At 66.0% G+C, this 13,272-nt stretch carries 10 protein-coding genes and 1 pseudogene; all 11 read left to right on the forward strand.

Going from position 1 to position 13,272, the window contains the following annotated elements:
* A pseudogene (locus tag ACIBO2_RS55720) lies at positions 1 to 1,329 on the forward strand (DNA-directed RNA polymerase subunit beta); the annotation flags it as partial.
* A 17-nt stretch (positions 1,330 to 1,346) separates the two neighbouring features.
* A complete protein-coding gene (locus ACIBO2_RS55725) occupies positions 1,347 to 5,222 on the forward strand; it encodes a DNA-directed RNA polymerase subunit beta' (protein ID WP_397305097.1) in 3,876 nt (1,291 codons plus the stop codon).
* A gap of 560 nt (positions 5,223 to 5,782) precedes the next feature.
* A complete protein-coding gene (rpsL, locus tag ACIBO2_RS55730) occupies positions 5,783 to 6,157 on the forward strand; it encodes a 30S ribosomal protein S12 (protein WP_214633169.1) in 375 nt (124 codons plus the stop codon).
* Positions 6,158 to 6,159: 2 nt separating this feature from the next.
* The gene (gene rpsG, locus ACIBO2_RS55735; RefSeq protein ID WP_138670613.1) at positions 6,160 to 6,630 is read left to right on the forward strand and encodes a 30S ribosomal protein S7; all 471 of its coding nucleotides are present in this window, start codon (positions 6,160 to 6,162) and stop codon (positions 6,628 to 6,630) included.
* Positions 6,631 to 6,669: 39 nt separating this feature from the next.
* Complete coding sequence (fusA, locus tag ACIBO2_RS55740; RefSeq protein ID WP_358553088.1) at positions 6,670 to 8,769, forward strand: elongation factor G; 2,100 nt, start codon at positions 6,670 to 6,672, stop codon at positions 8,767 to 8,769.
* Between the two features lie 150 nt (positions 8,770 to 8,919).
* Positions 8,920 to 10,113 carry an elongation factor Tu gene (gene tuf, locus ACIBO2_RS55745; protein ID WP_358553086.1) on the forward strand — a complete coding sequence of 398 codons (1,194 nt, stop codon included), beginning with the start codon at positions 8,920 to 8,922 and terminating at the stop codon, positions 10,111 to 10,113.
* Positions 10,114 to 10,384: 271 nt separating this feature from the next.
* A complete protein-coding gene (rpsJ, locus tag ACIBO2_RS55750; protein WP_012887830.1) occupies positions 10,385 to 10,693 on the forward strand; it encodes a 30S ribosomal protein S10 in 309 nt (102 codons plus the stop codon).
* A 14-nt stretch (positions 10,694 to 10,707) separates the two neighbouring features.
* The gene (gene rplC, locus ACIBO2_RS55755; protein ID WP_225293952.1) at positions 10,708 to 11,361 is read left to right on the forward strand and encodes a 50S ribosomal protein L3; all 654 of its coding nucleotides are present in this window, start codon (positions 10,708 to 10,710) and stop codon (positions 11,359 to 11,361) included.
* On the forward strand, positions 11,358 to 12,020 hold the full coding sequence (gene rplD, locus ACIBO2_RS55760) for a 50S ribosomal protein L4 (protein ID WP_357948166.1): 663 nt from the start codon (positions 11,358 to 11,360) through the stop codon (positions 12,018 to 12,020). Before rplC ends, rplD begins: the two co-directional genes overlap by 4 nt.
* Positions 12,020 to 12,322 carry a 50S ribosomal protein L23 gene (rplW, locus tag ACIBO2_RS55765; RefSeq protein WP_221519391.1) on the forward strand — a complete coding sequence of 101 codons (303 nt, stop codon included), beginning with the start codon at positions 12,020 to 12,022 and terminating at the stop codon, positions 12,320 to 12,322. The genes rplD and rplW overlap by 1 nt, the downstream gene beginning before the upstream one ends.
* Positions 12,323 to 12,426: 104 nt before the next feature.
* Positions 12,427 to 13,263 carry a 50S ribosomal protein L2 gene (gene rplB / locus ACIBO2_RS55770; protein WP_225293948.1) on the forward strand — a complete coding sequence of 279 codons (837 nt, stop codon included), beginning with the start codon at positions 12,427 to 12,429 and terminating at the stop codon, positions 13,261 to 13,263.
* The last annotated feature ends 9 nt before the right edge of the window (positions 13,264 to 13,272 follow it).

Below are 13,272 nucleotides of genomic sequence, written 5' to 3' on the forward strand. Positions count from 1 at the left end.
GCGATCATCCTGTCCCAGCGGCTGGTCCAGGACGACGTCCTGTCCTCGATTCACATCGAGGAGCACGAGGTCGACGCCCGTGACACCAAGCTGGGCCCAGAAGAGATCACCCGGGACATCCCGAACGTCTCCGAAGAGGTCCTGGCCGACCTCGACGAGCGCGGCATCATCCGCATCGGCGCCGAGGTCGTACCCGGCGACATCCTGGTCGGCAAGGTCACCCCGAAGGGCGAGACCGAGCTGACCCCGGAAGAGCGGCTGCTGCGCGCGATCTTCGGTGAGAAGGCCCGCGAAGTCCGCGACACCTCGCTGAAGGTGCCGCACGGCGAGCAGGGCAAAGTCATCGGCGTCCGCGTCTTCTCCCGCGAGGAGGGCGACGAGCTGCCGCCCGGCGTCAACGAACTGGTCCGCGTCTACGTGGCCCAGAAGCGGAAGATCACCGACGGCGACAAGCTGGCCGGCCGGCACGGCAACAAGGGCGTCATCTCCAAGATCCTCCCGGTGGAGGACATGCCGTTCCTGGAGGACGGCACCCCGGTCGACATCATCCTCAACCCGCTGGGCGTGCCCGGCCGGATGAACGTCGGCCAGGTGCTGGAGACCCACCTCGGCTGGATCGCCGCCCGCGGCTGGGACATCTCCGGCGTCCAGGAGGCCTGGGCCGAGCGCCTGCGTGACAAGGGCTTCGAGAAGGTGGCCCCGCGCACCAACATGGCCACCCCGGTCTTCGACGGCGCCCACGAGGAAGAAATCGTCGGGCTGCTCGACAACACCATCGCCAACCGCGACGGGGACCGCATGGTCCAGCAGAGCGGTAAGGCCAAGCTGTTCGACGGCCGCTCCGGCGAGCCGTTCCCGTACCCGATCTCGGTCGGCTACATCTACATCCTCAAGCTGCTCCACCTGGTCGACGACAAGATCCACGCACGTTCGACCGGCCCGTACTCCATGATCACCCAGCAGCCGCTCGGCGGTAAGGCCCAGTTCGGTGGCCAGCGCTTCGGTGAGATGGAGGTGTGGGCTCTGGAGGCCTACGGCGCCGCCTATGCCCTCCAGGAGCTGCTGACGATCAAGTCCGACGACGTCTTGGGCCGCGTGAAGGTCTACGAGGCGATCGTCAAGGGCGAGAACATCCCCGAGCCGGGAATCCCCGAGTCCTTCAAGGTCCTCATCAAGGAAATGCAGTCGCTGTGCCTGAATGTCGAGGTGCTCTCCAGCGACGGCATGTCCATCGAGATGCGTGACACCGACGAGGACGTCTTCCGCGCCGCGGAAGAGCTCGGCATCGATCTGTCCCGGCGTGAGCCGAGCAGCGTGGAAGAAGTCTGAGGGGGAGATCGCACAAAATGCTAGACGTCAACTTCTTCGACGAGCTCAGGATCGGCCTCGCGACGGCCGACGACATCCGCCAGTGGTCGCACGGCGAGGTGAAGAAGCCAGAGACCATCAACTACCGCACCCTCAAGCCGGAAAAGGACGGACTCTTCTGCGAGAAGATCTTCGGTCCGACCCGCGACTGGGAGTGCTACTGCGGCAAGTACAAGCGCGTCCGGTTCAAGGGCATCATCTGTGAGCGCTGTGGCGTCGAGGTGACTCGCGCCAAGGTGCGTCGTGAGCGGATGGGCCACATCGAGCTGGCCGCGCCCGTCACGCACATCTGGTACTTCAAGGGCGTCCCGTCGCGCCTTGGCTACCTGCTCGACCTCGCCCCGAAGGACCTGGAGAAGGTCATCTACTTCGCGGCGTACATGATCACGCATGTCGACACCGAGATGCGTGAGCGTGACCTGCCGTCGCTGGAGGCGAAGATCTCCGTCGAGCGGCAGCACATCGAGCAGCGCCGTGACGCCGACGTCGAGGCCAGGCAGAAGAAGCTCGAAGGCGACCTGGGCGAGCTTGAGGCCGCGGGCGCCAAGGGCGACCAGCGCCGCAAGGTTCGTGAGGGCGCCGAGCGCGAGATGCGTCAGCTTCGCGACCGGGCCCAGCGCGAGCTGGACCGGCTCGACGAGGTCTGGAGCCGCTTCAAGAACCTCAAGGTCCAGGACCTTGAGGGCGACGAGCTGCTCTACCGCGAGATGCGCGACCGCTTCGGCCGCTACTTCAAGGGCGGCATGGGCGCGCAGGCGATCCAGGACCGTCTGATCAGCTTCGACCTCGACGTCGAGTCTGAGAACCTGCGCGAGACGATCCGCAGCGGCAAGGGCCAGAAGAAGGCCCGCGCGCTCAAGCGGCTCAAGGTCGTGTCGGCGTTCCTCAACACCACCAACTCGCCGCGCGGCATGGTGCTCGACTGCATTCCGGTCATCCCGCCGGACCTGCGCCCGATGGTGCAGCTCGACGGTGGCCGGTTCGCGACCTCCGACCTGAACGACCTGTACCGCCGGGTCATCAACCGGAACAACCGCCTCAAGCGTCTGCTCGACCTCGGTGCCCCCGAGATCATCGTGAACAACGAGAAGCGGATGCTCCAGGAGGCCGTCGACGCGCTGTTCGACAACGGCCGTCGCGGTCGCCCGGTCACCGGTCCCGGTAACCGTCCGCTCAAGTCCCTCAGCGACATGCTGAAGGGCAAGCAGGGCCGCTTCCGCCAGAACCTGCTGGGCAAGCGAGTCGACTACTCCGGCCGTTCGGTCATCGTCGTCGGCCCGCAGCTCAAGCTGCACCAGTGCGGTCTGCCCAAGCAGATGGCGCTGGAGCTGTTCAAGCCATTCGTGATGAAGAGGCTGGTCGATCTCAACCACGCCCAGAACATCAAGTCGGCCAAGCGGATGGTCGAGCGGGCGCGTCCGGTCGTGTGGGACGTGCTCGAAGAGGTCATCACCGAGCACCCCGTGCTGCTCAACCGCGCTCCGACGCTCCACCGCCTGGGCATCCAGGCGTTCGAGCCGCAGCTGGTCGAGGGCAAGGCCATCCAGATCCACCCGCTCGTCTGCACCGCGTTCAACGCGGACTTCGACGGCGACCAGATGGCCGTGCACCTGCCGCTGTCGGCTGAGGCCCAGGCCGAGGCCCGCATCCTGATGCTCTCGACCAACAACATCCTCAAGCCGGCCGACGGCAAGCCCGTGACGATGCCCACCCAGGACATGGTCATCGGCCTCTACTGGCTGACCACCCACAAGGACGGCGCCACGGGTGAGGGCCGGGTCTTCGGCTCGATCGCCGAGGCCCAGATGGCCTTCGACCGCCACGAGCTGGATATTCAGGCGAAGATCCAGATCAGGCTCAAGGACGTCCTGCCGCCCCGTGAGTGGGTCGCGCCGGAGGGCTGGGAGCAGGGTGACCCGATCCGCCTGGAGACGACGTTCGGCCGGTGCCTGTTCAACCAGACGCTCCCGGCGAGCTACCCGTTCGTCAACTTCCAGGTCGGCAAGAAGCAGCTGTCCACGATCGTGAACGAGCTGGCCGAGACCTACCCCAAGGTCGACGTGGCCAACTCGCTCGACGCGCTCAAGGACGCCGGCTTCCGCTGGGCGACCCGTTCCGGCGTCACGATCTCGATCGACGACGTCGTCGCGCCGCCGAACAAGGCCGACATCATGGAGAACTACGAGCGCCGGGCCGACAAGGTTCAGCGCGAGTACGAGCGCGGCCTGATCACCGACGAGGAGCGCCGTCAGGAGCTCATCGAGATCTGGACGCACGCCACGGCCGACGTCGAGACCGACATGGTCAACGCCTTCCCGGCGACCAACCCGGTCTGGATGATGGTCAACTCCGGTGCCCGAGGCAACAAGATGCAGGTGCGTCAGATCGCCGGTATCCGTGGCCTGGTGTCCAACACCAAGGGTGAGACGATCCCGCGTCCGATCAAGGCCTCCTTCCGCGAGGGCCTGTCGGTGCTGGAGTACTTCATCTCCACCCACGGACAGCGGAAGGGTCTGGCCGACACCGCCCTGCGTACCGCCGACTCGGGTTACCTGACCCGTCGTCTGGTGGACGTCGCGCAGGACGTCATCGTGCGTGAGATCGACTGCGGCACCGACCGCGCGGTCCCGCTGCACGTCGGCGAGCGGGACTCTTCGGGCAACCTGGTCAAGGCGGAGAACGCCGAGTCCAACGTGCACGGCCGCATCCTGGCCGAGGACGTCGAGGTCGACGGCAAGGTCGTCGTGGCGGCGGGTGTCGACATCAACGACATCCACGTCACCGCGCTGGTCGAGGCCGGCATCGAGACCGTCCGCACGCGCAGCGCGCTCGTCTGCGAGGCCAAGATCGGCGTCTGCGCGACCTGCTACGGCCGCTCGCTGGCGACCGGCAAGCTCGTCGACGTCGGCGAGGCGGTCGGCATCATCGCCGCCCAGTCGATCGGCGAGCCGGGCACGCAGCTGACGATGCGTACCTTCCACACCGGTGGTGTGGCGGGCGCGGACATCACCCACGGTCTGCCCCGTGTCCAGGAGCTCTTCGAGGCGCGCATCCCCAAGGGTGTCGCCCCGATCTCCGAGGCCGAGGGCAGGGTCCGCATCGACGAGACCGACAAGTCGCGCAAGCTCGTCATCACTCCGGACGACGGTTCGGAGGAGATCGCCTACCCGGTCTCGATGCGTTCGCGCCTGCAGGTCTCCGACGGCCAGCGTGTGACGGTCGGCCAGCAGCTGGTCGCCGGTGCGGTCAACCCCAACGAGGTGCTGCGCATCCTCGGCCCGCGGGCCGTGCAGCTGCACCTGGTGGCGGAGGTCCAGCAGGTCTACCGCTCGCAGGGTGTGTCGATCCACGACAAGCACATCGAGATCATCGTGCGGCAGATGCTCAAGCGCGTGAACGTGCTGGAGTCCGGCGAGACCGACCTGCTGCCCGGCGAGCTCGTCGAGCGCCCGCGCTTCGAGCAGATGAACCGCGAGACGGTGGCGGAGGGTGGCGCTCCTGCCGCCGGCCGTCCGGTGCTCATGGGCATCACGAAGGCGTCGCTCGCCACCGAGTCGTGGCTGTCGGCGGCCTCCTTCCAGGAGACGACCAGGGTCCTGACGGACGCGGCGATCCACGCCAAGTCCGACTCGCTCCTGGGCCTGAAGGAGAACGTCATCATCGGTAAGCTCATCCCGGCCGGTACGGGCATGCCCCAGTACCGCAACATCCGGGTCGAGCCGACCGAAGAGGCCAAGGCGGCCATGTACACCGTTGGTGGATACGACGGTTCCGCGGCCGACTACACCTTCGGCACCGGTAGCGGCGAGGCCGTTCCGCTGGAGGAGTACGACTTCGGTCAGTACAACCGCTAGTCGCTCTTTGAAGCACCGCGCCCGGATCGCTGCGATCCGGGCGCGGTGCTTTTTACCGACAGATAGGACTGTGCGCCGCTACGTGCGCCCTCTGGGCCGTTCGGGTGGTGGGAGGGTGTGCCGGGGACTGCCCGGACGGCCCAGGGGCCGGTGCGCCGATGCAGCGCCGCGCGCGGCGTCCAGGGGAACCGCGACCAAACACTCCCCGGGCCGGATATGATAGGCGCGGAGCAGTAGCCGGGCATGCATCGAAGAGGCCCAGCGACCGGCAGTAGTGGCAGAAGCGTTGTCCGCTTTGTCGCGCTGCTTTGACGTGTCGCGTGGGCCTGGGTAGTCTAGAGCATCGTGCCCGTCGTTAGCGGGCTCTCGGCTGTGCGCTCATATTTGGGAGCGCCGGACGGCTTCCTGGCTCGAAGTCCCCTCGGATGTGTCTGTGCGAAGTGCGCGACACGCCCGAGCGCGGGGGCGCCGAGACGGGGAAAACCAGCAGGTCATGACACCGGCAGAACCTGCGAATGAACAACAGACGTATTACCGGCCAAGGCACGAACGGAGTGGCAGTGCCCACTATTCAGCAGTTGGTCCGCAAGGGCCGGCAGGACAAGGTCGCCAAGACCAAGACTCCTGCCCTAAGGGCGAATCCGCAGCGGCGAGGTGTTTGCCAGCGCGTTTACACCACGACCCCCAAGAAGCCCAACTCGGCACTGCGCAAGGTGGCCCGTGTGCGGCTCACCAACGGCATCGAGGTCACGGCGTACATCCCGGGTGTGGGCCACAACCTGCAGGAGCACTCCATCGTGCTCGTGCGCGGCGGTCGTGTGAAGGACCTGCCGGGTGTCCGCTACAAGATCATTCGCGGTTCGCTGGACACCCAGGGTGTCCGCAACCGTAAGCAGGCTCGCAGCAAGTACGGCGCGAAGAGGGAGAAGAGCTAACTATGCCTCGCAAGGGTTCTCCCGGCCGCCGTCAGCTCATGTCTGACCCGGTTTACAGCTCGCCCCTGGTCACCGCTCTGATCAACAAGGTGCTCCTGGACGGCAAGCGTTCCATCGCGCAGTCGATCGTGTACGGCGCCCTTGAGGGCTGCAGGGACAAGACGGGCAACGACCCGGTCGTCACCCTGAAGCGCGCGCTTGACAACGTCAAGCCGACCCTCGAGGTCCGCAGCCGTCGCGTTGGTGGCGCGACCTACCAGGTGCCGGTCGAGGTGCGCGCCGCGCGCAGCACGACCCTGGCCCTGCGCTGGCTGGTGCAGTACTCCCGCGCCCGCCGCGAGAAGACCATGACCGAGCGCCTCATGAACGAGCTCCTCGACGCCAGCAACGGCCTCGGGGCGAGCGTCAAGAAGCGCGAGGACACCCACAAGATGGCCGAGTCCAACAAGGCCTTCGCCCACTACCGCTGGTAACCCCGGCGGGTTCGACGAGACGACGAGGACGCGAGAGAAGTGGCCGCAACGACCGCCCTTGACCTGGCGAAGGTCCGAAACATCGGGATCATCGCCCATATTGACGCGGGTAAGACCACCACGACTGAGCGCATCCTGTTCTACACCGGCATCAACTACAAGATCGGTGAAGTCCACGACGGCGCAGCCACCATGGACTGGATGGAGCAGGAGCAGGAGCGTGGCATCACGATCACGTCTGCCGCGACGACCTGCGAGTGGGCCGGTCACACGATCAACCTGATCGACACCCCGGGCCACGTCGACTTCACCATCGAGGTCGAGCGCAACCTTCGTGTCCTCGACGGTGCGGTCACCGTGTTCGACGGTGTCGCGGGCGTCGAGCCGCAGTCAGAGACGGTGTGGCGTCAGGCCGACCGCTACAACGTCCCCCGCATCTGCTTCGTGAACAAGATGGACCGGGTCGGCGCGGAGTTCCACCGCTGCGTCGACATGATGGTCACCCGTCTTGCCGCGACTCCCGCGGTCATCCAGCTTCCCTGGGGCGTCGAGGCCGGCTTCCGCGGCGTCATCGACCTGGTGAAGATGAAGGGCCTGCTCTGGAGCGAGGACGCGGCCAAGGGCGAGATGTACGACGTCGTCGACATCCCGGCCGACCACGCCGAAGCAGCTCGCGAGTGGCGTGACAAGCTCGTCGAGACCGTCGCCGAGAACGACGACGAGATGATGGAGCTCTTCCTCGAGGCCATCGAGCCCACCGAGGAGCAGCTGGTCGCGGCCATCCGCCGCGCGACGCTGTCCAGCGCCATCAACCCGGTTCTCACCGGCACCGCGTTCAAGAACAAGGGCGTTCAGCCCCTGCTCGACGCGGTGGTCGCCTACCTCCCCGCGCCGACCGACATCCCGGCCTTCGAGGGCCACGCGGTCGGCAACGAGGAGAAGGTCGTCGTACGTCACGCGGACCCGACCGAGCCGTTCTCCGCTCTCGCTTTCAAGATCGCGAGCGACCCGCACCTGGGCAAGATCACCTACATCCGCATCTACTCCGGCACGCTCGAGGCGGGTTCACAGGTCGTGAACTCGGTGAAGGGCAAGAAGGAGCGGATCGGCAAGATCTACCAGATGCACGCTAACAAGCGTGAAGAGCGCCCGGTTGCCTCCGCCGGTCAGATCGTCGCGGTCATGGGTCTCAAGGACACCACGACCGGCGACACCCTGTCCGACCCGGCCAACCAGGTCGTGCTCGAGTCGATGACGTTCCCGGCTCCGGTCATCAACGTCGCGATCGAGCCCAAGACCAAGGGCGACCAGGAGAAGCTGTCGACCGCGATCCAGCGGCTGGCCGAGGAGGACCCGTCCTTCCAGGTCCGTCGTGACGAGGAGACCGGCCAGACGGTCATCTGGGGCATGGGCGAGCTTCACCTGGAGATCCTCGTCGACCGTATGCGTCGCGAGTTCAAGGTCGAGGCCAACGTCGGTCGTCCGCAGGTGGCCTACCGCGAGACCATCCGCCGCACGGTGGACAAGGTCGACTACACCCACAAGAAGCAGACGGGTGGGTCCGGCCAGTTCGCGCGGGTCATCATCAAGCTCGAGCCGCTGGGCGAAGGCAACGACGGCTACGAGTTCGAGAACAAGGTCACCGGTGGCCGTGTCCCGAGGGAGTACATCCCCTCGGTCGACGCGGGTGCTCAGGAGGCCGCCGAGTTCGGCGTGCTGGCCGGCTACCCGATGGTGGGCGTGAAGGTGACGCTCATCGACGGTGCCGCGCACGACGTCGACTCCTCGGAAATGGCCTTCAAGATCGCCGGCTCGATGGCCTTCAAGGAGGCCGCTCGCAAGGCCGATGCTGTACTCCTCGAGCCGATGATGGCCGTCGAGGTCACCACGCCCGAGGACTACATGGGTGACGTCATCGGTGACCTCAACGGTCGCCGCGGACAGATCCAGGCGATGGACGAGCGGGCAGGCGCCCGTGTCGTCTCGGCGCTCGTACCGCTTTCTGAGATGTTCGGCTACGTGGGCGACCTGCGTAGCAAGACGCAGGGGCGCGCGAGCTACAGCATGCAGTTCGACTCCTACTCGGAGGTGCCCCCGGGCATCGCCAAGGAGATCGTCGCGAAGGCCCGGGGCGAATAGTCCCGGGACCCCCGGCCGGGCTTCGCCCAGCCGTTAAGGGGCTTCGGCCTCTGGTGGGGCGGTGCGAGCCGCCTCACCGCTTAGGGGTTCGGGATCACCCGGGCCCGAGTGTGTAGACGAAAGTCAGACAGATTCTCAAGGAGAGAACCAGTGGGCAAGGCCAAGTTCGAGCGGAACAAGCCGCACATGAACATCGGCACCATTGGGCACATCGACCACGGTAAGACCACGCTCACCGCGGCGATCACCAAGGTGCTTCACGACCGTTTCCCCGAGCTGAACAAGGCGACGCCGTTCGACAAGATCGACAAGGCGCCCGAGGAGAAGGCCCGCGGAATTACGATCTCCATCGCGCACGTCGAGTACCAGACCGAGAAGCGCCACTACGCCCACGTGGACTGCCCCGGTCACGCCGACTACGTGAAGAACATGATCACCGGTGCCGCGCAGATGGACGGTGCGATCCTCGTGGTCGCCGCCACTGACGGCCCGATGCCGCAGACGAAGGAGCACGTCCTCCTGGCCCGCCAGGTCGGCGTCCCCTACATCGTCGTGGCCCTTAACAAGTCCGACATGGTCGACGACGAGGAGATCCTGGAGCTCGTCGAGCTCGAGGTCCGTGAGCTCCTGTCCGCTCAGGAGTTCCCCGGCGACGACCTGCCGGTCATCCGCGTCTCCGCGCTCAAGGCTCTTGAGGGCGACCAGAAGTGGGCCGACAGCATCATCGAGCTGATGGACGCGGTCGACGAGAACGTGCCCGAGCCGCCCCGTGAGACGGACAAGCCGTTCCTCATGCCGGTCGAGGACGTCTTCTCGATCACCGGTCGTGGCACGGTCGTCACCGGCCGTATCGAGCGCGGTGTCGTCAAGATCAACGAGCAGGTCGACATCATCGGCATCAAGACCGAGAAGACGACCACCACCGTCACCAGCATCGAGATGTTCAACAAGATGCTCGACGAGGGTCACGCGGGCGACAACGCCGCGCTGCTGCTCCGTGGTATCAAGCGCGACGACGTCGAGCGCGGCCAGTGCATCATCAAGCCGGGCACGACCACCCCGCACACCGAGTTCGACGGCCAGGTCTACATTCTGTCGAAGGACGAGGGCGGCCGCCACACGCCGTTCTTCAACAACTACCGCCCGCAGTTCTACTTCCGTACGACTGACGTGACCGGTGTCGTGCACCTCCCCGAGGGCACCGAGATGGTCATGCCGGGCGACAACACCGAAATGCGCGTTGAGCTGATCCAGCCCATCGCCATGGAGGACGGTCTGAAGTTCGCGATCCGTGAGGGTGGCCGCACCGTCGGCGCCGGCCGGGTCGTCAAGATCATCAAGTAGTACGATCGCGGGGCGGCGGTCGGCCCTCGGAAGAAGGCCGACCGCCGCGCCACGAGGGCAGGAGTCCCTACGGCTTCCGCCCTCAGGCTCCACGGGAAAGCCGTGATCTCGCAGTGGCTTCGGAGTGACCGAAGTAACTGCCGGATCACGGAAGAAAACGGCAGATCGACAACGTCTGTCACGTGGGGCCGTGCGGGTTCGACCCGCACGAACAGCGGCAACAGGCCGCACGATACTTTTTCAGACGACAGCGAAGGACACCGAGGCCACTATGGCGGGACAAAAGATCCGCATCCGGCTTAAGGCCTATGACCACGAGGTCATCGACAGCTCGGCCAAGAAGATCGTCGAGACGGTGACGCGGACTGGCGCGAAGGTCGCGGGCCCGGTGCCGCTGCCGACCGAGAAGAACGTGTACTGCGTCATCCGCTCGCCGCACAAGTACAAGGACAGCCGCGAGCACTTTGAGATGCGCACGCACAAGCGGCTGATTGACATCATCGACCCGACGCCCAAGACCGTCGACTCGCTCATGCGGCTCGACCTCCCCGCGGGCGTCGACATTTCGATCAAGCTCTGAGGGAACGCACTGACATGGCTAAGACGATCAAGGGCGTCCTGGGCAAGAAGCTCGGCATGACCCAGGTCTTCGACGCGGACAACCGGATGGTTCCGGTGACCGTGGTGGAGGCCGGTCCGTGCGTGGTGACCAGGGTCCGCACCGCCGACAAGGATGGCTATTCCGCTGTTCAGCTCGGCTTCGGACAGGTCGACCCGCGGAAGGTCAACAAGCCGCTCGGCGACTACCTGCGTAAGCACGACATCACCCCGCGCCGTTACTTCGCGGAGATCCGCACCGACGACGCGAGCGACTACACCCTGGGCCAGGAGCTGCTGGCCGATACCTTCGAGGCCGGCCAGTTCGTCGATGTGACGGGCAAGAGCAAGGGCAAGGGCTTCGCCGGTGTCATGAAGCGGCACGGCTTCAAGGGTCTGGGCGCGTCGCACGGTACGCAGCGCAAGCACCGCTCGCCGGGTTCCATCGGTGGCTGCGCCACCCCGGGCCGCGTATTCAAGGGTCTGCGCATGGCTGGTCGGATGGGTAACGTCCGCACCACCGTGCAGAGCCTCAAGGTTCACGCCATCGACGTCGAGAACGGTCTCATCCTGATCAAGGGTGCGATCCCCGGCGCCAACGGCAGCCTGGTCCTCGTCCGTACCGCTGCTAAGAAGGGGGCTGCCAAGTGACCAGCATTGACGTCCTCGACGCCAGCGGTAGCAAGGCCGGCACCGTCGACCTGCCCGAAGACATCTTCGGCGCCAAGGTCAACATTCCGCTGATCCATCAGGTGGTCGTGGCCCAGCTCGCCGCTCGCCGGCAGGGCACCCACAAGGCCAAGACTCGTGGTGAGGTCAGGGGCGGCGGCAAGAAGCCGTACCGCCAGAAGGGCACCGGTCGCGCCCGTCAGGGCTCGACCCGCGCGCCGCAGTTCACCGGTGGTGGCGTCGTCCACGGCCCGGTGCCGCGCGACTACTCGCAGCGGACGCCCAAGAAGATGAAGGTCGCCGCCCTGCGTGGCGCCCTGTCGGACCGGGCCGGCGGCGGTCGCGTGCACGTGGTGAGTGGCCTGGTCACCGGCGAGACGCCGAAGACCAAGGCGGCTCTGGAGGCCCTGCGTAAGATCACCCAGTCCAGGACCGTCCTCCTCGTCGTCGACGAGGCCGACGAGCTGACCTGGCTGAGCCTGCGCAACGCTCCCGAGGTCCACCTGCTGGACTCCGGGCAGCTCAACACCTACGACGTGCTCTGCCACGACGACGTGGTCTTCACCCAGGAGGCGTACGACCAGGTCGTGGCGCGTTTGTCGGCAGGGTCGGCCAATTCGAGTGAAGGGGCAGACGCCTGATGGAGAAGATCGCCGACCCGCGCGACGTCATCATCAAGCCGGTCGTCTCTGAGAAGAGCTACGGCCTGATCGATGAGAACAACAAGTACACGTTCCTGGTGAAGAAGACCGCGAACAAGACCCAGGTCAAGATCGCCGTTGAGCAGATCTTCGGGGTCAAGGTCACCAGCGTGAACACGATCAACCGGCAGGGCAAGCGCAAGCGCACCCGCACCGGTTTCGGCAAGCGTCCCGACACCAAGCGCGCGATTGTGAGCCTGGTCGAGGGCGATCGGATCGACATCTTCGGTCAGATCGGCTAGCAGCCATAGAAGTAGGCGGGCCGTACGGCCTGCCAGGGGTCGAGACCGTCGCACGTCCGTGCGGCGGGCTCACCCATGTAACCGACGAAGGATGAACGAAAAAGATGGGCATCCGTAAGTACAAGCCGACGACTCCGGGTCGCCGCGGCTCGAGTGTCTCGGACTTCTCCGAGATCACCCGCAGCACGCCCGAGAAGTCGTTGCTTGCGCCCCTTCATGGCAAGGGCGGCCGCAACGTACACGGCCGGGTCACCGCGCGCCACCAAGGCGGCGGTCACAAGCGCGCCTACCGGATCATTGACTTCCGTAGGCATGACAAGGACGGCATCCCGGCGAAGGTCGCTCACATCGAGTACGACCCCAACCGCACCGCCAACATCGCTCTGCTGCACTACGCCGACGGCGAGAAGCGCTACATCATCGCGCCGACCGGCCTCAAGCAGGGCGACCGCATCGAGAACGGCGCCGGGGCCGACATCAAGCCGGGCAACTGCCTGCCGCTGCGCAACATCCCGACGGGTACCTTCATCCACGCGGTGGAGCTCCGTCCGGGCGGCGGCGCCAAGCTCGGCCGCTCCGCGGGCGCTCAGATCCAGCTGCTCGCCAAGGAAGGCCAGTACGCCACGCTGCGTATGCCGTCCGGCGAAATGCGCATGGTCGACGTGCGCTGCCGGGCGTCGGTGGGTCAGGTCGGTAACGCCGAGCAGGCCAACATCAACTGGGGCAAGGCCGGCCGTATGCGGTGGAAGGGCAAGCGCCCGACCGTCCGTGGTGTCGCCATGAACCCCGTTGACCACCCGCACGGTGGTGGTGAGGGTAAGACCTCCGGTGGTCGCCACCCGGTGAACCCGAAGGGCAAGCCCGAGGGCCGCACCCGCCAGGCCAACAAGTCCAGCGACCGGCTGATCATCCGCCGCCGGAGCAAGAGGAAGAAGCGGTAGGAGCAGCCG

It is taken from the genome of Nonomuraea sp. NPDC050022 (assembly GCF_044460705.1).
GTDB lineage: Bacteria > Actinomycetota > Actinomycetes > Streptosporangiales > Streptosporangiaceae > Nonomuraea.

What these genes read in the sequence shown, in the direction of transcription:
- rpsJ (WP_012887830.1), top strand. Translation starts at nt 10,385, where the DNA reads ATGGCGGGACAAAAGATCCGCATCCGGCTTAAGGCCTATGACCACGAG.
- ACIBO2_RS55725 (WP_397305097.1), top strand. Translation starts at nt 1,347, where the DNA reads ATGCTAGACGTCAACTTCTTCGACGAGCTCAGGATCGGCCTCGCGACG.
- rpsG (WP_138670613.1), top strand. Translation starts at nt 6,160, where the DNA reads ATGCCTCGCAAGGGTTCTCCCGGCCGCCGTCAGCTCATGTCTGACCCG.
- rplW (WP_221519391.1), top strand. Translation starts at nt 12,020, where the DNA reads ATGGAGAAGATCGCCGACCCGCGCGACGTCATCATCAAGCCGGTCGTC.
- rplC (WP_225293952.1), top strand. Translation starts at nt 10,708, where the DNA reads ATGGCTAAGACGATCAAGGGCGTCCTGGGCAAGAAGCTCGGCATGACC.
- rplB (WP_225293948.1), top strand. Translation starts at nt 12,427, where the DNA reads ATGGGCATCCGTAAGTACAAGCCGACGACTCCGGGTCGCCGCGGCTCG.